The organism is Streptomyces chilikensis, assembly GCF_001642695.1.
Classification (GTDB): Bacteria; Actinomycetota; Actinomycetes; order Streptomycetales; family Streptomycetaceae; genus Streptomyces; species Streptomyces chilikensis.
Genome location: NZ_LWCC02000005.1, coordinates 2,586,826 through 2,605,862 on the forward strand (window position 1 = coordinate 2,586,826; position 19,037 = coordinate 2,605,862).

The 19,037-nt window shown below is 73.0% G+C and carries 14 protein-coding genes; 6 read left to right on the forward strand and 8 right to left on the reverse strand.

The window, feature by feature from the left end:
* Window positions 1–21 precede the first annotated feature (21 nt).
* The 6 genes from A2U95_RS32620 to A2U95_RS11690 form a co-directional block, all read right to left on the reverse strand.
* Window positions 22–201, reverse strand: a complete 180-nt coding sequence (locus A2U95_RS32620; RefSeq protein ID WP_166022064.1) for a hypothetical protein — start codon at window positions 199–201, stop codon at window positions 22–24.
* 190 nt (window positions 202–391) lie between these two features.
* Window positions 392–1,348, reverse strand: coding sequence for an alpha/beta fold hydrolase (locus tag A2U95_RS11670; protein ID WP_166022065.1), 957 nt, complete (start codon window positions 1,346–1,348; stop codon window positions 392–394).
* Window positions 1,345–1,836, reverse strand: a complete 492-nt coding sequence (locus A2U95_RS11675) for a phage holin family protein (protein ID WP_166022066.1) — start codon at window positions 1,834–1,836, stop codon at window positions 1,345–1,347. The genes A2U95_RS11670 and A2U95_RS11675 overlap by 4 nt, the downstream gene beginning before the upstream one ends.
* A 526-nt stretch (window positions 1,837–2,362) precedes the next feature.
* Window positions 2,363–3,784 carry a Na+/H+ antiporter NhaA gene (nhaA, locus tag A2U95_RS11680; RefSeq protein WP_166022067.1) on the reverse strand — a complete coding sequence of 474 codons (1,422 nt, stop codon included), beginning with the start codon at window positions 3,782–3,784 and terminating at the stop codon, window positions 2,363–2,365.
* A 333-nt stretch (window positions 3,785–4,117) separates the two neighbouring features.
* Window positions 4,118–6,118 (reverse strand): acetate--CoA ligase, encoded by a 2,001-nt coding sequence (acs, locus tag A2U95_RS11685; RefSeq protein ID WP_166022068.1) that lies wholly within the window; start codon window positions 6,116–6,118, stop codon window positions 4,118–4,120.
* Window positions 6,119–6,623: 505 nt separating this feature from the next.
* Window positions 6,624–9,317 carry a SulP family inorganic anion transporter gene (locus tag A2U95_RS11690; RefSeq protein WP_166022069.1) on the reverse strand — a complete coding sequence of 898 codons (2,694 nt, stop codon included), beginning with the start codon at window positions 9,315–9,317 and terminating at the stop codon, window positions 6,624–6,626.
* Window positions 9,318–9,635: 318 nt separating this feature from the next.
* Between A2U95_RS11690 and A2U95_RS11695 the strand changes: the two genes are divergently transcribed.
* A complete protein-coding gene (locus A2U95_RS11695) occupies window positions 9,636–10,880 on the forward strand; it encodes a polysaccharide deacetylase family protein (protein ID WP_166022070.1) in 1,245 nt (414 codons plus the stop codon).
* A 157-nt stretch (window positions 10,881–11,037) separates the two neighbouring features.
* Here A2U95_RS11695 and A2U95_RS11700 read toward each other — a convergent pair whose 3' ends face one another.
* Window positions 11,038–12,018: an ATP-binding protein gene (locus A2U95_RS11700; RefSeq protein WP_166022071.1), complete on the reverse strand. Its 981-nt coding sequence runs from the start codon at window positions 12,016–12,018 to the stop codon at window positions 11,038–11,040.
* A 174-nt stretch (window positions 12,019–12,192) separates the two neighbouring features.
* Between A2U95_RS11700 and A2U95_RS11705 the strand changes: the two genes are divergently transcribed.
* Window positions 12,193–13,017, forward strand: coding sequence for a Fic family protein (locus A2U95_RS11705; protein WP_166022072.1), 825 nt, complete (start codon window positions 12,193–12,195; stop codon window positions 13,015–13,017).
* A 457-nt stretch (window positions 13,018–13,474) separates the two neighbouring features.
* Here A2U95_RS11705 and A2U95_RS11710 read toward each other — a convergent pair whose 3' ends face one another.
* Entirely contained in the window at window positions 13,475–14,308 is an 834-nt protein-coding gene (locus A2U95_RS11710) for an HAD family hydrolase (protein WP_166022073.1), read from the reverse strand.
* 563 nt (window positions 14,309–14,871) lie between these two features.
* On the opposite strand from A2U95_RS11710, the gene ssd reads away from it, so the two are divergent.
* The 4 genes from ssd to A2U95_RS11730 are packed head-to-tail and all read left to right on the forward strand — an operon-like array spanning window position 14,872 to window position 18,996.
* Complete coding sequence (ssd, locus tag A2U95_RS11715) at window positions 14,872–15,975, forward strand: septum site-determining protein Ssd (RefSeq protein WP_166022074.1); 1,104 nt, start codon at window positions 14,872–14,874, stop codon at window positions 15,973–15,975.
* The gene (locus A2U95_RS11720) at window positions 15,972–17,225 is read left to right on the forward strand and encodes a TadA family conjugal transfer-associated ATPase (protein ID WP_166022075.1); all 1,254 of its coding nucleotides are present in this window, start codon (window positions 15,972–15,974) and stop codon (window positions 17,223–17,225) included. Before ssd ends, A2U95_RS11720 begins: the two co-directional genes overlap by 4 nt.
* Window positions 17,222–18,217, forward strand: a complete 996-nt coding sequence (locus A2U95_RS11725; RefSeq protein WP_166022076.1) for a type II secretion system F family protein — start codon at window positions 17,222–17,224, stop codon at window positions 18,215–18,217. Before A2U95_RS11720 ends, A2U95_RS11725 begins: the two co-directional genes overlap by 4 nt.
* Window positions 18,214–18,996 (forward strand): type II secretion system F family protein, encoded by a 783-nt coding sequence (locus A2U95_RS11730; protein WP_166022077.1) that lies wholly within the window; start codon window positions 18,214–18,216, stop codon window positions 18,994–18,996. Before A2U95_RS11725 ends, A2U95_RS11730 begins: the two co-directional genes overlap by 4 nt.
* The last annotated feature ends 41 nt before the right edge of the window (window positions 18,997–19,037 follow it).

Consider the following 19,037-nt stretch of genomic DNA (forward strand, 5'->3'; position numbering starts at 1 on the left):
CGGGCGGCGCCGGCAAGAGGGTCAGGGGCGCTGTTGACGCAGGCGCACGGAGACCCAGCGGGCCCGACGGCGCAGTATGCCGCCGATGCCCACACCGAGCTCGGTCGCCGGTGGCTGCGGAGCGCCACGGCGGCGGCCGCCCGGCCCCCCGGCCGAACGGCGGTCACGTGCTGCGTCACTGAAGTCGTACGTCCAGCCCATACCCCGACGTGTGCCCCTGGCCCAAGGTCCATAACCGTGCCGGAGGTCCTTATTTGGCCTATGCGGCAGGCATGGGATGTTCGTAGGAAAGACATCCCGGTCCGGATATCGGTGACCCACCAGCTCGGACACCCCGCCGACAAGGGGGCGCGCGCATCGTGCGAGCGCGCCGGAGTGCGCCCGTGAGCCCTCAGCGGTCCGGCTCGGGATCCTTCAGCCAGTTCACCAGCTCCGCGGAGAACGCCGCGGGGTCCTCCTCGTGCGGGAAGTGACCCAGACCGTCGAAGAGCCGCCACCGGTAGGGCGCCTCCACGTACTCCCCGGACCCCGCCGCGGTGCGGGTCCGCATCACCGGGTCCAAGGAGCCGTGCAGGTGCAGCGTCGGCACCCGCACCGGGCGCTTCATCCGCCGGTTGAACTGCAGGCCGTCGGGGCGCAGCAGCGACCGCACCATCCACCGGTACGGCTCGACGGAGCAGTGGGCCGTGGACGGGACGCACATCGCCCGCCGGTACACCTCGACCGCCTCGTCGTCCGGTCCTCCGCCCGGCCCCGACCACTCCCGGATCAGGCGGCCGACCAGCTCCCCGCCGTCGGCGGTGAGCTGCCGCTCCGGGATCCAGGGCCGCTGGAACCCCCAGATGTGCGACCCGGCGGAGGTCTGCCGGAAGTCGGAGAGCATCGACGACCGCCACCGGCGCGGGTGGGACATGGAGGCGACCGCCAGCCGGCGCACCAGCTTCGGCCGCATCGCCGCCGCCGTCCACGCGAGGTAGCCGCCCAGGTCGTGACCGACCAGGGCGGCGTCCGGCTCGCCCAGCGAACGGATGACGCCGGTGATGTCCAGCGCCAGGTTGGCCGGGTCGTAGCCGCGGGGCGTGCGGTCGCTGCCGCCGACGCCCCGCAGGTCCATCGCCACGGCCCGGAAGCCCGCATCGGCGAGGGGACCCATCTGGTGGCGCCAGGTCCACCAGAATTGGGGGAAGCCGTGCAGCAGCAGGACCAGCGGACCGTCGCCCAGCTCGGCGATGTGGAAGCGGGCGCCGTTGGCGGCGACGTCGCGGTGGATCACCTTCCTGCCGTCGGGCAGTTCGTCGATCCGTACCGCCGATGCGGGCTGCGCCGGGGAAGTGGCTGGGTCGGTCATGACGACGAGCGTGCCACAGAGTCGAGCTGCTTGGCGTAGGGGTCGACGGGCACCACGGCGGGACGCGGGTGCGGCTTGGCGTTCTGCAGCACCTCCGCGGTCCGCTTCACCTCGGCGCTCACCTGCTGCGGGGCCTGGCTCTGCTTCGCCTTCTTGAAGAAGACCATGCCGATCGCCGCCAGCAGCAGCGCGACGATCACCGACACGGCGAAGGACAGGAGGAAGCACCACGCCAGGTTCCACCCGGTCCAGGCGTGGAAGCCGTAGGCCAACGCGAAGCTGAGCATCGGGAGCGAGAACACCAGCAGGGCGAGCGCCACCGTGAACAGGGCGGACCCCGTCGCCCCTCGTTTGACGTCCTGCTTGAGCAGCGCCCTCGCGTACGCGATCTGGTCCTGGACCAGAGCGGACATCTCGGTCGACGCCGTGGCGAACAGCTGACCCATGCTGCGTTCGGAGCCGACCGGGTTGCCGTCGGGTGCGCTCATCGCGGACTCCCTTTCCTGCCGAGTTCTGTACCGTCCAGTCAGATCATGCCGGACCCGCACGAACCTTGCGCGCACCGGCCGGTAGTAGAGGTACCCCCGATCGCTCCGCGCGTACGTGGGGGCGGGGAGAAGACCTGAAGGAGAGTCACCGGCCGTCCGGCGCGAGCGTCCGGGACCGGAACTCCGGACCGGCACCCGAGAGGACGCCGGCGCGAGTGGCGGCGGCGCCGGGGCGGGCGACGGCATCGCGAGCACGGAAGGCGCCTGGGAGGGCGGACGCCGGGGAGCGCGCCCCCAAGGGGCCCCGGCGGGTGCGGGCGGAGGCGATCCCGGGGAGGGGCCGCGTGGGCGGGGTGCGGAACGGGCCCAGGAGATGTGCGGGGACGGACGCGGAGAGGTGCCGCGGACGGGATGCGGGTGGCGGACCCAGGGAGGTGTCCCGGGACCCTTGACGGCGGTGTCCCGGGACCCTGGGCGGCGGTGTCCGTGGCATCCGCGGTGTCCGCGGGGGTCGCCCAGGACGGTCCTACTCGCGCCGGTCGGCGGACATGGACTCGGCCAGGCGCCGGTGCCGGGCAGCCTTGCGCTCCAGGATCTCCGCCATCCGCAGGTGGTACTCCGGGTCGTCCTGGGTGTAGACGTCCGGGATCCCGTCGTGGTCCTCGTCCCGCTCCTCCGCCTCGGTCATCCGCCGGTACTTGGCGTTGCGGAGCCTCAGCAGCACCGCCGCCAGCAGTGTGGCGAGCAGCGAACCGACCAGCACGGCGGCCTTCACGTGCTCACTGAGCGCGGCGTCGTCCTCGAAGGCCAGCTCGCCGATCAGCAGGGACACCGTGAAGCCGATGCCCGCCAGTGTCGCCAGCGCGAAGACGTCGGCCCAGGCGAGGTCGTCGCTGAGCGAGGCGCGGGTGAAACGGGCCGTCAGCCAGGTACCGCCGAAGATGCCGAGCGTCTTGCCCACCACCAGGCCCAGCGTCACGCCCAGCGTCTCCGGCTGGGTGAACACCGCGGCCAGGTCCCCGCCCGCGACCGGCACACCCGCCGCGAACAGCGCGAACAGCGGCACGGCAAGACCCGCCGAGAGCGGCCGGACCTGGTGCTCGATGCGCTCGCCGGGCGACTCGTCCTCACCCTCACGGCGGCTGCAGCGCAGCATCAGGCCCATCGCGACGCCGGCGATGGTCGCGTGGACGCCGCTGTTGTACATCAGCGCCCAGATCACCAGGCCCAGCGGGACGTAGACCCACCAGCCGCGCACGCCCTTGCGCAGGAGCAGCCAGAAGACGGCCAGGCCCGCCACGGCGCCGCCGAGCGCGGCGAAGTTCAGGTGGTGGGTGAAGAAGATCGCGATGATGACGATGGCCAGGAGGTCGTCGACCACCGCGAGGGTCAGCAGGAAGGCCCGCAGGGCAGAGGGCAGCGAGGTACCGATCACCGCGAGGACGGCCAGCGCGAAGGCGATGTCGGTGGCGGTCGGGACCGCCCAGCCCGCCAGGGAGCCACCGCCGGCGCCGCTGACCGCGAGGTAGACCAACGCCGGCGCGACCATGCCGCACACGGCGGCGATCACCGGCAGGGCCGCCGCCTTGGGGTCCTTCAGGTCGCCCGCCACCAGCTCGCGCTTGAGCTCGATGCCGGCCACGAAGAAGAAGATCGCCAGCAGGCCTTCCGACGCCCAGTGCTCGATCGACAGGTCGAGGCCGAGGGCCGAGGGACCGAGGTGGATGCCGCTGAAGGACTCATAGCTTCCCCGCAGGCCCGGAAGGTTGGCCCAGAGCAATGCGGCGATCGCGGCGATCAGGAGGAGGACGCCGCCGACCGTCTCGGTGCGCAGGGCGTCCGCGAGGAAGCCGCGCTCCCGCAGGGAGACCCGGCGGAATGCCTGGGGGGGAGCGGAGCCTCCGGCAGCGGGGGTCGTCGGCTTGGGGTCGTGCGCGGGCTTCGCCATGACGGCGCCCTCCAGGGGGGTCGGGGCATACGTGTACGCATGCCGACCAGACTTCCCGGCGCACCTGAGGTCTCCCGGTCACCACGCGGGGAGCGTGGAAGTGGGGGACGCGGTGATCAGCCTACCCAAAGTGTTCGGGGAAAGGCAGAGCGGGCCGAACGCCCCTGCGAACCCGGTTCCGTTCCTGCTCGGTTCCGATTCCGGTCCCAGGGGGAGTCCGACCCGCTCGAAGTTGATCGGTCGATCGACCGATCAACCCGATCAACCCGATCGACCGATCAACCAATCGCCCGATCGGCTGTCAGTCGATCGGTTCGCCGTCGGGCGTGTCGCTCACTCGGACTCGCTCCGCGCCGAGGGCAGCTTGGCCTGGATGAGGTCCATGACTCCGGCGTCGGTGAGCGTGGTGACGTCACCCAGGTCCCGGTTCTCCGCCACGTCCCGCAGCAGGCGCCGCATGATCTTGCCGGAACGCGTCTTGGGCAGCTCGGCGACCGGCAGCACCCGCTTGGGCTTGGCGATCGGGCCGAGCGTGGCGCCCACGTGGTTGCGCAGCTCGTCGACCAGTCCCTCGTCCTCGGAAGCGCTGCCGCGCAGGATGACGAAGGCGACGATGGCCTGACCGGTCGTCTCGTCCGCCGCGCCGACCACGGCCGCCTCGGCGACCTTCGGGTGCGAGACCAGCGCCGACTCCACCTCGGTGGTGGAGATGTTGTGGCCGGAGACCAGCATCACGTCGTCCACCCGGCCGAGCAGCCAGATGTCGCCGTCGTCGTCCTTCTTGGCGCCGTCGCCCGCGAAGTACTTGCCCTGGAAGCGGGACCAGTAGGTGTCGACGAACCGCTCGTCGTCGCCCCAGATGGTGCGCAGCATCGACGGCCACGGTTCGGTGAGGACGAGGTAGCCACCGCCGCCGCTCGGCACCTCGTTGCCCTCGTCGTCCACCACGGTGGCGGCGATGCCCGGCAGCGGCACCTGAGCGGAGCCCGGCTTGGTCTCCGTGACACCGGGGAGCGGCGAGATCATGATCGCGCCGGTCTCGGTCTGCCACCAGGTGTCCACGACCGGCTTGGCACCCGCGCCGATGCGGTCGCGGTACCAGATCCACGCCTCGGGGTTGATCGGCTCGCCGACCGATCCCAGCACCCGCAGCGAGCTCAGGTCGAACTTGGCCGGGATGTCGTCGCCCCACTTCATGAACATCCGGATCACGGTGGGCGCCGTGTAGAGGATGGTCACGCCGTACTTCTGGACGATCTCCCAGAAGCGCCCCTGGTGCGGGGTGTCCGGAGTGCCTTCGTACATGACCTGGGTCGCACCGTTGGCCAGCGGGCCGTAGACGATGTAGGAGTGGCCGGTGACCCAGCCGACGTCGGCGGTGCACCAGTAGACGTCGGTCTCCGGCTTGAGGTCGAAGACGGCGTGGTGCGTGTAGGCGACCTGGGTGAGGTAGCCGCCGGAGGTGTGCAGGATGCCCTTCGGCTTGCCCGTGGTGCCCGAGGTGTACAGGATGAACAGGGGCTGCTCGGCCTCGAACGCCTCGGGAGTGTGCTCGGCCGACTGGCGTTCGGTGATCTCGTGCCACCAGATGTCCCGGCCGTCGGTCCAGTCGACGTCCTGGGCCGTACGGCGGACCACGAGGACGTGCTCCACACCGTCGACCTTGGTGAGCGCCTCGTCCACGGCGGGCTTGAGGGCGGACGGCTTGCCGCGGCGCCAGCCGCCGTCGGCGGTGATGACCACCTTGGCGTCGGCGTCCTTGATGCGGGTGGCCAGCGCGTCGGCGGAGAAGCCTCCGAAGACCACGGAGTGCGCGGCGCCGATGCGGGCACAGGCCAGCATCGCGACGGCCGTCTCCGGGATCATGGGCATGTAGACGGCCACCCGGTCGCCCTGGCGGACACCCAGCTCCAGCAGCGCGTTGGCGGCGCGGGACACCTCGTCCTTGAGTTCGGCGTACGTGATGGCGCGGCTGTCGCCGGGCTCGCCCTCGAAGTGGATGGCCACCCGGTCGCCGTTGCCGGCCTCCACGTGACGGTCCACGCAGTTGTAGGCGACGTTGAGCGTGCCGTCCTGGAACCACTTGGCGAACGGCGGGTTCGACCAGTCGAGCGTCTCGTTCGGCTCGGTGTTCCAGGTCAGGCGGCGGGCCTGCTCGGCCCAGAAGCCGAGCCTGTCAGCCTTGGCCTGCTCATACGCCTCCGCCGTGACGTTGGCCGCGGCGGCCAGCTCGGCGGGGGGTGCGAACCTGCGCTCTTCTTTGAGCAGGTTGGCCAGGCTTTCGTTGCTCACGACATCTCCCTTTCGAAGGGTGTCCGCTGTGTCCCGAGCCACAGCTCATCAGACCAGGGGGAGGGCTGACAAGGGTCGACCGCAAATTGGTGTAGACCTGTTCGGGTTTCTTCTGTGGCTGCGACCTCGGGATTCGCGGATGGCTTGCGCGGATCGGTCATCCGTTGTCACGTACGGCCACGCGGAGGAGTTCAGTGCTGTTCGCCGCCCGAAGGGTGCGCGGCACCCGTCCACCGGTGGCCCGGAGACGCGGGTCAACCCGCGTCGTGCGTTACGCACTACCCCTCGTCGGGAGCGTCTACCCATGGGGCGCGGCGTGGCACGGGAGCCTCTCCGCGGTGTCTTGCCGGTGGTGGTCCGTGAGGTCTGAGGTCGTCCGGGGGGCGGCGCCGACCGGTGTGGCGGAGCTGGCCAAGGGGCGGGCCGGTCAGGAGGGCGGGCCGGTCAGGGGCGGGGCCGGGTACGCGGTCCTCCGGGAGGGACCGCGCACCCGGCACGGCGCTGTGGAACGCGGCGTGGGACGGCTTGTGGGCCGGGCCCGCGCCGGTCAGCCGCCGCCGGTCAGGTCCGCACCGGTCAGGTCCGCACCGGTCCGTTCGGCCTCCGTCTCCCGGACGCGGTCGAAGACGGGTCCGTTCCGGGCGTCGGTGAGGAGGTAGGCCTGCGCCTCGCCGACGTGGAAGTACATGCCGTTCAGCTCCAGCCGGCCCTGCTGGACGGCTTGGGCGACCGACGCGTGGGCCTTCAGGTGCGCGAGTTGCTGGGCGACGTTGGTGAGGCAGAGGAGTTCCACCGCGTCGGCGGGCTCCCGCACGGCCAGCCGGGCCGGCGGGTGGGAGCCGGAGGCCATGCGGCGCAGGCTCGGCAGACCGTGCCGGAGCCAGCGCTGGAGCGGCGTCCCGTCGCTGTCGGGCTCCGAGTCGATCAGCGCCTGCATGGCACCGCAACCGGAGTGGCCGCAGACCGTGATGGAACGGACCCGCAGGACGTCCACCGCGTACTCGATGGCGGCGGCCACCGAGTCGTCGCCGGACTCCTCACCGGGTGGCGGCACCAGGTTGCCCACGTTGCGGACGACGAAGAGGTCACCCGGGCGGCTGCTGGTGATCATCGAGGTCACCAGCCTGGAATCGGCGCAGGTGAGGAAGAGCTGCGCGGGACGCTGTCCCTCCCGGGCGAGCCGGGCCAGCTCGCGGCGGACCAGCGGCGCGGTGTCCCGCTGGAAGGCGCTGATGCCGCGCACCAGGTGATGGTCGCTGGGCGGCGGCTCCGGACCGTCGTCCGGTGCCGTGGGTGCCTGGGTCCGGTGGGCCTCGCGGGCGGTAGGGGCCTCACCGGCCCCGCGGGCTTCACTGGCGCGAGTGGTGCCGTCGGTCTGAGTGGTGCCGTCGGTCTGAGTGGTGTCACCGGCCTTGCGGGTCGCGTGAGCCGGGTGGGTGGTGGGGGTGCTCGGAACCTCGGCGGGCGTGGCGGTGGTTCCCGTCACGTCGGCGCCCGTGTCGGGGGCACTGCTGCCGGACGGAGCGGAACGGCCGTCCACCGGAGCGGAAGTGTCATCGGCCGGAGTGGAGATGCCGCCGGCCGGAACGGTGCCGTCGTCAGGGGTGGTGTCCGGGACGGCAGTGGCGGCGGACCCGGTGCCCGTGTCCGAGGAGGAGCCGGAGCCGTCCCCGCCCGCGTCGGCCGTGGTGGGCGTGCCGGCCGCGGCCAGGCCCGTGCGGAGTCCGGTGAGGCGGACGGAACCGCCGTGCGCCTCGTGGCTGCTGCGCCAGTCCTGCAGGGACTCGTACGCGGCGTGGTCGACGAAGGAGCCGTGCAGCGCCACGACGGCGTCGGCGTCTTCCGGAATCAGGTGGAGCACCCGGCTGAGCCGGGGCACGGCGAGGAAGGTGAGCTGACCGCGGACGTGGACGTGGTGGACGCCGCCGCTCACCTCGTGGGTGATCCGGGTGTGGGTGAGCCGATGGAGCGCGACCGCGACCGCGGCGGCAATGCCGACTCCCACGCCCTCCAGAACGCCGAGGAAGGTGACCGCGACGGCCGTGACGGCGTACACCAGCGCCTCTCGGTGCCGGTTGACCGTGCGGATGTGGTGGATCGAGACCATCTGGATACCGATCGCCATCACCAGCGACGCGAGCGCGGCGAGCGGGATCAGCTCCAGCGCGGGCACCAGCAGCAGCGCGGCAGCGGCGATCCACACGCTGTGCAGCATCGCCGAGTTGCTGCTGACGGCGCCGCAGCGGGCGTTGGCCGAGCTGCGCACCGCCACACCGGTGACGGGCAGTCCGCCGAGCGCTCCGGAGGCCATGTTGGCGAAGCCCTGGCCGCGCAGTTCCCGGTCGAGGTCGGCGCGGGGCACCGGCGCGCCGCCACGGGTGGCGGCGATCTTGTCCACGGCCACCGCGGAGAGAAGGGTTTCCACTCCGCCCACCAGGGTGATGGTGAGCACCGCCGCGACCAGCGGCAGCGCGGGACCCTCGGGGAGACCGGCCAGCGCGTGGTTGGACCAGGAGGGCAGGTCGACCCGGGGCAGACGCAGTCCCATGGCCAGGGCGACGGCGGTGGCGATCAGCATGGCGGCGAGTGCCGCGGGGACGAAGCGCAGGATCCGTCCGGCCCGGCCGGGGACGCGGGACCAGCCGAGGAGCACCACCAAGGTGAGGGCGCTGACCGCGAGGGCGCCCGGGTGCAGGTCCGCGAGCTGGGCGGGCAGTGCGCGGAGGTTGTCGAGGACCGAGCTCTGGGGGGTGCCCCCGAGGACGATGTGGAGCTGGGCCACGGCGATGGTGACGCCGATGCCGGCCAGCATGCCGTGCACGATGGCGGGACTGACGGCCAGGGCGGTGCGGGCCACCCGGAGCCAGCCGAGTGCCACCTGGGTCACGCCGGCGAGGATGGTGACGGCGCAGGTGGTGCGCCATCCGTACTGCTGGATCAGGTCCGCCGTGACCACGGTCAGACCGGCTGTGGGACCGCTGACGGTGAGCGGGGCGCCCCCCAGCCGTCCGGCGACCAGACTGCCCACGGCGGCGGCGACCAGACCGGCCTGGAGAGGTGCCCCGGTGGCCAGGGCGATGCCCAGGGAGAGGGGCAGCGAGATCAGGAACACCGTCACCGAGGCGGACAGATCGGCGGGGGCGACCCGGAAGCGGCGGGGCCTTCCGGGCGGCGGACTGTGGGGGCGATGGATGCGCCCGGCTTCATGGGCCTCGGCGCGATGGGGGACACAGGCAGACATGTTTCCCGTTTCTCCTCCGGGACGGCGCGGGCGCGCGAACGATCGGCGCGACCGCGGGGAACGGCACCGCGCTGACGCGGTGTACGCCAACACTCAGTAAATGAACAGTAATGCTGAGTAAAGGCTTTGTACGGAAAAAACGGGCAAATGACCTGATAGGTCATTCAAATGAGTGAAGCTGTCTTTTCATCGGCTTGTCATACAAATTCCTTCGCGATGGCGTGCGACCTTGGCGGACCCGCCGGGCTCCCCGGCGGTCCACCGGGGAGCGCCTCAGTGGGTGCTCGGTCTGAGCGAAGGAAGAAGGTGGGGCGGGAGATGACCGCCAAACGGAGAAGCGCCGCCGTGGTCGTGGCGGCGGTGGCCTGCGCCGTCTCGCTCGCCGGCTGCGGGGAGGGGGCCGGTGGTGCGGCCGGCGCCCAGGCCGGTGCCGAGAAGTCCGCGCCGAAGAAGGTCCCGCAGGTGGTACGGCTCATCGGAGACGGTTCCACCGCCTATACGGGGGCGCAGCCCAACCTGCCGAAGCCCGAACGGCTTCCGCCCGGCCGGCGTCCGCCGCAGTTCGTCGTCTTCTCCTGGGACGGCGCGGGCGAGGACGGGCAGCGGCTGTTCTCCCACTTCCGCGAGGTGGCCAGGAAGAACAACGCCACCATGACCTACTTCCTCAGCGGTGTGTACATGGTGCCGGAGGAGAAACGTTCCATCTATCAGCCGCCGGGCCGCGCCGCGGGCAGTTCAGACATCGGTTTCAACGATGTCGAGGGGGTGGCCGCGACCGTCGAGCAGTTGCGTCAGGCGTGGCTGGAGGGCAATGAGATCGGCACCCACTTCAACGGCCACTTCTGCGGAAGCGGCGGTGTCGGCGACTGGTCGGTCGAGCAGTGGAAGAGCGAGATCGCGCAGGCCAAGAGCTTCGTCAAGACCTGGCGGAGCAACACCGGTCTCGCGGACGCGCCACCACTGCCGTTCGACTACGACAGGGAACTGGTCGGCGGGCGTACCCCCTGCCTGGAAGGGCGGGAGAACTTCCGCGCGGCCGCCCGTGAGCTGGGCTTCCGCTACGACACCAGCGGGGTCCGGGAGCAGGTGTGGCCGGAGCGCGAGGACGGTCTGTGGGACCTGTCGATGCACATGGTTCCGGTGCCCGGCCGCGCCTTCGAGACCATCTCCATGGACTACAACTTCATGGTCAACCAGTCCGGGGCCAGCACCCAGGGCGACCCGGCCATGCACGGGCAGTGGGGCGATCAGATGCGGGACGGCCTGCTGGCCGGCTTCCACCGTTCCTACCAGGGCAACCGGGCGCCGTTGATCATCGGCAACCACTTCGAGTCCTGGAACGGCGGCGTGTACATGCGGGCCGTGGAGGAGGTCGTCACGCAGGTGTGCACCCAGCCCGAGGTCCGCTGCGTCTCCTTCCGCCAACTGGCCGACTGGCTGGACGCCCAGGACCCGCGGACGCTCGACAAGCTGCGGACCCTCGGGGTCGGCCAGGCGCCCCCGGAAGGCTGGCAGAGCTTCCTGGCATCCCCGGCGGGCGTCGCGGGTCGGGCCGTCGGCTGACCCGTACCGCCCTGGCCTCCGTGACGGCCGGGCGGCCGTCACGGAAAAGCGGCCGGAAGCGGGTCGGCCGGCCGGGGGCGCGTCCGGCCGCCTGCGGCGGCCGTGGCCTCGGCACCCGCTCCCGCGTTCCGCGCAGTTTCTCCGCGCGTGCGGTGGTTCAGGCCGGTTCGGCCACCCGCTCGCCCAGCACGAAGCCCGGGTCGACCTGCCGGGCCAGGTCGGTTCCGGTCCGGGCGTTTCCCCAGGACTCCGCGTTCCTCAGGTGGAAGTGCACCATCTGGCGCGTGTACCGCTCCCAGTCCCGTGCCTCGTACCGCGCGTCGGCGGCTGCGCGCAGCGTCTCCAGGGCGGCCCGGTTCCCGGTCTCCAGCCGGTCGAAGTGCGGTGGCCGGCCCTTCTCCATCGCGCGCACCCAGTCCGAGTGGCCGACCGTCACCAGCAGGTCGGCCCCCACCTCCGCGCGCAGGAACTCCAGATCGTCCGGGCCCTGCACCTTGTTGCCGACGACCTTGAGGGCGACCCCGAAGTCCCGGGCGTACTCCTTGTACTGCCGGTAGACCGAGACGCCCTTGCGGGTCGGCTCGGCGACCAGGAAGGTCATGTCGAAGCGGGTGAACATGCCGGACGCGAAGGAGTCCGAGCCGGCCGTCATGTCCACCACCACGTACTCGTCCCGCCCGTCGACCAAGTGGTTCAGGCACATCTCCACCGCGCCGGTCTTCGAGTGGTAGCAGGCCACGCCCAGATCGGCCTCGGTGAACGGACCGGTGACCATCAGGCGGACCGCGCCGGCGTCGAGCTCGACCGGACGGGCGCAGGCCGCGTAGACCGGGTTGTCCTCCCGCACCCGCAGCAACCGGGACCCCTCGCCGGGGGGCGTGGTCTTGATCATCGTTTCGGCCGAGGTGATGCGGGGGTTCTCCCCGCGCAGGTACTCCTTGATGAGGGGGAGGTGCGCACCCATCGCGGGCAGGGCGGCGGCCTCCGCCTCGTCCAGGCCGAGGGCCGCGCCCAGGTGCTGGTTGATGTCGGCGTCCACGGCGATGACCGGCGCACCGGACGCGGCGAGGTGGCGGACGAACAGCGACGAGAGGGTCGTCTTTCCGCTGCCGCCCTTGCCCACGAAAGCAATTTTCATGTTCACCTAGCGTAGTGCCTCAAACGTGATGCGTGATCGAAGGTGGGCGAGGACCACTCCATCGTGGACGTCGGCGCGGGGGCGGGGCCAGGGCCGCTTCGGCGGGGTCGTTCGCCCCGGTGATCCCCGGACCGGGCGATGTGGGGCGGCGCGGAGGCGCGTAATGTCGTACTCATGAGTACGACTGGCGCGTCCGCCGACCCGCTCGCGGCCCTGGGCTCCCTTCCCGGCGTGGCCGACTCCGTCGAGTCCGTCCGCAAGTTCGTCGACCGGGTCTACGGCCACCGCATCATGCGCCGCCGCAGCAACGAGATCACCGGCGAAGCGGCGCTCCGCGGAGCGCGCGGGTCCGCCGCGCTCGCCGGCGCGGACTGGGCGCTGGAGGAGGTCCGGCGGCGGACCGACTTCAGCGGTGACGACGAGGCCCGCGTGGTGGGCGCCGCCCTGCGGCTCACCGCCGAGGCGGGCCAGCTGCTCTCCATCTGGCGGCAGTCCCCGTTGCGGGTGCTGGCCCGCCTCCACCTGGTGGCCGCCGCGGGGGGCGGCGAGGACGTCGGACGCCCGCGGCTGGCGGGCGAGACGGTCGAAGAGCCGTTGATCGAGTTGCCGCTTCCCGAGGCCGACGAGGTCGCCGGACGGCTCGACGGGCTGTCCCGGCTCATCATCGACGGCGGCTCGGCGCCCGCCCTGGTCAAGGCGGCGGTGGTGCACGGCGAGATCCTCGCGCTGCGCCCGTTCCGTTCGCACAACGGGCTGGTGGCGCGGGCGGCCGAGCGCATCGTGCTGGTCGGCAGCGGGCTGGACCCCAAGTCCATCTGCCCCGCCGAGGTGGGGCACGCCGAACTCGGCCGGGCCGCCTACCGGGCCGCGCTGGACGGTTACGTCTCCGGCACCCCGGAGGGCATGGCGGCCTGGATCGGGCACTGCGGCAAGGCCGTCGAGCTGGGCGCCCGGGAGTCGACGGCGGTCTGCGAGGCGCTGCAGCGCGGCGCCGCCTGACCGGAGGGGCGGGGCAGCCGCCTGACCAAGGGCGGGGCAGGGGAGACGAACGGCGGAACAGCCGGAACGGGGTCGCGGCGGCACGAATCCTCGTGCCGCCGCTCGCATGTGTCGCCGGGTTACCAAGCGTCCTCGTGAAGTGCCGATCAGGCCGGGAACTTTCTCCCGTGGCCTGGTGCGGCTGGCCCGTAATCGACGGGTCGACGTCGCGTGGGTGCCCGGTGTTCATGCTCCGGTCCGTGGGGCCGTTGCGTTGCGAAGGCCATCCCGTCGGATGTCCTTGGTCTCGCGGGCCGTTAAGTCCTTTGTACTCCTGTTCCATGGGAAATGTGAACCCTTGGCAGGATCTGTTTGGTTTCCCGTTCAACCGGCTCGCGCGGAACCTGAAGGGCGGGGACACGGGAGCCCCCTGACCGCAGGTCAGGAGGCGTCCTCCGGTCAAGGGTCGACGGCGCACTCAGGCCAGGGCCGACCGCCGGCGGCTGGCGGCGTACCAGACCAGCGCCGCTGCCGCCGCCGCGCCCACGGTGGCCGCCGCGACCAGCACGGGCCGGGAGGGGGCGGAGAAGGCGGGCAGCCTCTGCTTCAGGCGCACCGGCCGGTGGAAGTCGAGGATCGGCCAGCCGCGGGCCACCGCCTCGCGGCGCAGCGTCCGGTCCGGATTGACGGCGTGCGGATGCCCCACCGTCTCGAGCATGGGCAGGTCCGTCGCCGAGTCGCTGTAGGCGTAGCAACGGCCGAGGTCGTAGCCCTCGGACTCGGCGAGCTCGCGGATGGCCTGGGCCTTCGTCGGGCCGTACGCGTAGTACTCGACCTCGCCGGTGAAGCGGCCGTCCTCGCCGACCACCATCCGGGTGGCGACCACCCGGTCGGCACCCAGCATCTCGCCGATCGGCTCGACCATCACCGACCCGGAGGTGGAGACGATCACGACGTCCCGGCCGGCCAGGTGGTGCTTCTCGATGAGGGAGGCGGCCTCGTCGTAGATGATCGGGTCGATGAGGTCGTGCAGGGTCTCGGCGATGATGTCCCTGACCTGCTGGACGTCCCAGCCGCGGCACATGGCGGAGAGGTACCTCCGCATGCGTTCCATCTGCTCGTGGTCGGCGCCGCCGGCGAGGAAGACGAACTGGGTGTAGGCCGTGCGCAGGGCGGCACGGCGGTTGATCAGTCCGCCCTGGTAGAAGGACCTGCCGAAGGTGAGCGTGCTCGACTTCGCGATGACTGTCTTGTCCAGGTCGAAGAAGGCCGCGGTGCGGGGCAAGGGGTGGTTTTCCACAAGGGCGAGCATAGGGGGCAGCCATTCGGCGTAAGGTGTGGCGCGTGGGTTTGCCTGAGAAGCCTCTCGGGTACACCATGGAAGTCACGGATCGTTCGCGACCGTGCTAACCCGGTCCGGCTCCTCCCCCCCCGAGTCGGGCCGTGGATGACGACCCCCGCTCTCCCCCCCGGCGGGGGTCGTCGCATGTCCGGGTGGGTTTCGGCCTCCCGGGCCCAGCGGCCGGGTTCCCTTTCGCAGGGTGCCCGGCCGCTTTTTCGTTCTCCGCGGCCGGTTACCCAGCGTTATCGGAAGGGCGCGCAGGGAGATTGGCGCGAGGGCTCCCGGAGACGGTGGCGAGCAGGTCTTCGCGGCTCGCTCGCAGGGGTGAACGCGATATCCACAATCGCCGGGTCGTCCCCGGATTTCCACCAAGATCCACTTCTTTTCCGGTGCTGCCGCACGGTGATTGCGACGCGTGCGGATCACGGCCCGCTGCCCTTGCACCGTGTGCCGTTTCCCGCCGCGTCGCCCCCTTCCGACACGACACGGCCCGCGGAGGCGACGCCTCCTCGCGCAGGCAGGAGACAGCATCCATGACCGGATCCCCCTCCGGAGTCCCGGCTCCGGGCTCAGGAAGCACGGCGGGCGTACCGCTCATCGTCACCGAGGACCCGTTGCTCCTCGACGACCTGCTGCGGCTGTGCGCCGCGGCCGGGGCCAGGCCGGAGGTGCATCCCGGACCGCCGGACAGGCGCTCCGTCTGGGAGGCCGCGCCACTCGTCCTGATCGGTGACGACGCCGCCCGGCGGGTGCGCGGAGCGCCTCGCAGACCCGGCGTGGTCCTGGTCGGCCGGGACCAGGACGACCCCCTGGTCTGGCGTCATGCCGTGGAGATCGGGGCCGACCACGTGCTGGTGCTGCCCGACGGCGAGCAATGGCTCACCGACCGGATCGCCGACGTCGTGGAGGGCGTCGGCCGGCCCGCCCTGACGGTCGGTGTCATCGGCGGCAGCGGCGGTGCCGGAGCCTCCACGCTGGCCTGCGCCCTCGCCGTCACGTCGGCCCGCTGCGGGGTGCGCACGCTGCTGGTGGACGCCGATCCGCTGGGCGGCGGCCTGGACGTGCTGCTGGGCGGCGAGACCACCGAGGGCCTGCGCTGGCCCGCGTTCGCCTCCTCGCGCGGCCGGCTGGGCGGCGGAGCCCTGGAGGAGTCGCTGCCCAGCCTCCACTCGCTGCGGGTGCTGAGCTGGGACCGCGGCGACTGCGTGACCGTCCCGCCGGACGCCGTCCGCGCCGTCCTGGCGGCCGCCCGGCGTGGCGGCGGGGCGGTGGTGGTGGACCTTCCGCGGCGGGTCGACGAAGGGGTCGCCGAAATCCTCGCCCAGCTCGATCTCGGAGTGCTGGTGGTGCCCGCCGGGATCCGCGCCGTGGCCGCCGCCGGCCGCGTGGCCTCGATGGCGGGGATGGTCCTGCGGGACCTCCGGGTCGCCGTGCGCGGCCCGCATGCTCCCGGCCTCGACGGAGCCGAGGTGGCCCGGCTGCTCGGGCTGCCCCTGCTGGGTGAGGTGCCGGCCGACCCCGCCCTGCGGCCACCGGCCTCCGGATCGCTCCCTCCGGGAGCGGCGCCCCGCGCCCCGCTGACCCGGTTCTGCCGGCAGTTCTGGGCCCGCGCGGCGGCTTCGGCGGGTGGGCGATGAACACCGGGCCCGGAAGCGGCGCCGCGAACGCCACCGCACCGGTGGGAGACCTGCTCGACGGAGTCCGCCGCTGGCTCGCCGAGAGCGGCGCCGACCCCACCCCGGCGCGCGTGGCCCAGGCCCTGCGTGAGCGGGGCGGACGGGTGCTGGGCGACGCGGAGGTCCTGGGGACCGCTGTCCGGCTGAGGTCCGAGCTGGTGGGCAGCGGGCCCCTGGAGCCCCTGCTGGCGGACCCGGAGGTGACCGACGTCCTGGTCTCGGCGCCCGACCGGGTGTGGGTCGACCGGGGAGCCGGGCTGGAGCTGACCGGCGTGGCCTTTCCGGACGCCGCCGCGGTGCGCCGCCTCGCGCAGCGGCTGGCCGCCGTCACGGGACGCCGCCTCGACGACGCCCGCCCCTGGGTGGACGCACGGCTGCCCGACGGGACGCGGTTGCACGCCGTGCTGCCCCCGGTGGCGGTCGGCTGCGCCTGCCTCTCGCTGCGCGTGGTCCGGCCGCGGGCCTTCACCCTCGGGGAGCTGACCGGTGCCGGCATGGTCCCGCCCAGCGGCGAGGGGGTGCTGCGCGCGCTGGTCGAGGCCCGGCTGTCGTTCCTGATCAGTGGGGGCACCGGCACCGGGAAGACCACGCTGCTCAGTGCCCTGCTCGGCGTCACCGGGCCCTCGGAGCGGATCGTGCTCGCCGAGGACTCGGCGGAACTGCGGCCGGACCATCCCCACGTGGTGCGGCTGGAGAGCCGGCCCGCCAACCAGGAGGGCGCCGGTCTGGTGACCCTGGAGGACCTGGTGCGGCAGGCGCTGCGCATGCGGCCCGACCGGCTGGTGGTCGGAGAGGTGCGCGGGGCCGAGGTCGTGCACCTGCTGGCCGCGCTGAACACCGGTCACAGCGGCTGCGGCACGGTCCACGCCAACGCGGCGGCGGACGTCCCGGCCCGCCTGGAGGCCCTGGGCACCGCCGCCGGGCTCGACCGGGCCGCGCTGCACAGTCAGCTGGCGGCCGCGTTGTCGGTGGTCATCCACCTGGTCCGCGAACGGGGCGGGCGACGGCGGATCGCCGAGGTCCGGGTGCTGGAGCGGGGCGCCGACGGGCTGGTGCGGACGGTCCCGGCCCTGCGGTGGGGCGAGCGGGCCTTCGTGCCGGAGCGTGGATGGGAGCGGCTGGTGAGGCTCCTGGACGCCGGTGACCTGGGCGATCCGGGCGGTGCGGCGCGGCGGGCGGAGGGCCGGGGCGACGCGGGGGAGCCGTCATGACGGGCGCCGGGGGCGACGGGACGGCGGGCGGGGTGGCCGCTGTCACCGCGATCGGCGCGGCGATGGGCGTCTGGCGGGGACTGGGTCCCCGGTCGGTCGTTCCCCGGGCACGGGCGATGGCCGTGGAGTCCGGGACGGCCGGTACGGGGCCGCCGGGCGGAGGAGCCGGACGACCAGGAATCCCGGCGGTGGCCGTGGAGGCCGGTCGGCTGCGGCGGCCGGGGCTCGGTGACAGGTCCGCCCGGCGTCCCCTCATCGCCCGCGCCGCGCCGCTCGGCCGGTTCCTGTCGAACACGGCTGAGAACAGGGGGACGTGGTGGCTCCTGGCCGCGGCGGGGGCGGTGGCGGTGCTGGGAGCGTCGCCGCTCCCCCCGGCCCTGGGCCTGGCAGCCGTGCCGTTGGTCCGCAGAGCACGGCGGGCCGCCGCGGAGCGGCATCAGCGGGACCGGCGGGCCGACGCGGTGATCGCCCTGTGCGGCGCGCTGGCCGGTGAGGTCCGGGCGGGCCGTCAGCCGGGGGAGGCACTGGCCGTGGCGGTCCGCGACGACGGCGCCGCCGGACTGGGCGAGGCGCTCGCACCGGTGGTCGCGGCCGCGAGGTTCGGCGGTGACGTCGCAGGAGCGCTGACAGGCGCCTCGCGCACACCAGGGGCCGAGGGACTGCGCGGTCTCGCGGCGTGCTGGCGGGTCGCGGTGGACCGGGGGGCGGGGCTGGCCGACGGGCTGGAACGGCTCGACGCGGCTCTCCGCGCCGAACGGAACCGGCGCTCCGACCTCCGCTCCCAGCTGGCCGGCGCCCGGGCCACCACCGTGATGCTCGCCGGGCTTCCGGCCGTCGGGCTGGCGATGGGCACGGCACTGGGGGCCGACCCACTGAGGATCCTCCTGCACACCGGGCCCGGACTGGGATGCCTGGCCGTGGGAGGACTTCTCGAGGCCGCGGGCATCTGGTGGGCGCTGTGGATCGTGCGCGGTGCGGAGGACGGGTCATGACCTGGCCTGCCACCGCGACGGTGCTCGGCGTCACGGCGGCCCTGTGCTGGACGGTCGGGAAAGCGGCGGGCAGACGCGGAGCGGGGCGTGCGCGCCGCCGGGCGGAGGCGTTGCTCGGACGGCCCGCCCCACCGTCCTCGGCGGTGCACCGGCGGTGGCAGCCCGGTGAGGCCGCCCGGCACCGGGCGGCGGTCCTCGGAGCGGTGGCCGTCTGCTGGCTGCTGGTCGGAGGGATTCCGGGCATGGTCGTCGGAGCGCTGGCGGGGCTGGTCCTGCGGCACCGGCTCGGACGGTGGGCCGCGCGCGAGGCCGGGACGGACCGGACGGTCGTCCAGGCGGCCCGGCAGCTTCCGCTCGCCGCCGACCTCCTGGCGGCCTGCGTGGAGGCGGGGGCCGATCCCGTGGTCGCCGCCCGCGCGGTGGGGGAGGCGCTCGGCGGCCCCTTGGGCGAGCGGCTGGAGCAGGGCGCGGCCGAGGTCCGGCTCGGGGGCGAACCGGCCGCGGCCTGGCGGCGACTGGCCGCCGTGCCGGGGGCGGCGCCCCTCGCCCGGCTCATCGAACGCGCGGGTGAGTCCGGCCTGCCTGCCGCGGCGCCCGCCGCACGACTCGCGGCCGAGGCCCGGGCGGCCGGGGACCGGGCGGCCGCGGGACGGGCCCGCAGGGCCGGCGTGCTGATCACCGGCCCGGTGGGGCTGTGCTTCCTCCCTGCCTTCATCACGGTCGGCGTACTCCCCGTGGTGATCGGCCTGGCGGGCGGTGCGCTCGGCGCGGGCCCGTGAGACGACTCCGCCGCGTCGGTGCGGCGGTCCTTGAGAAACGA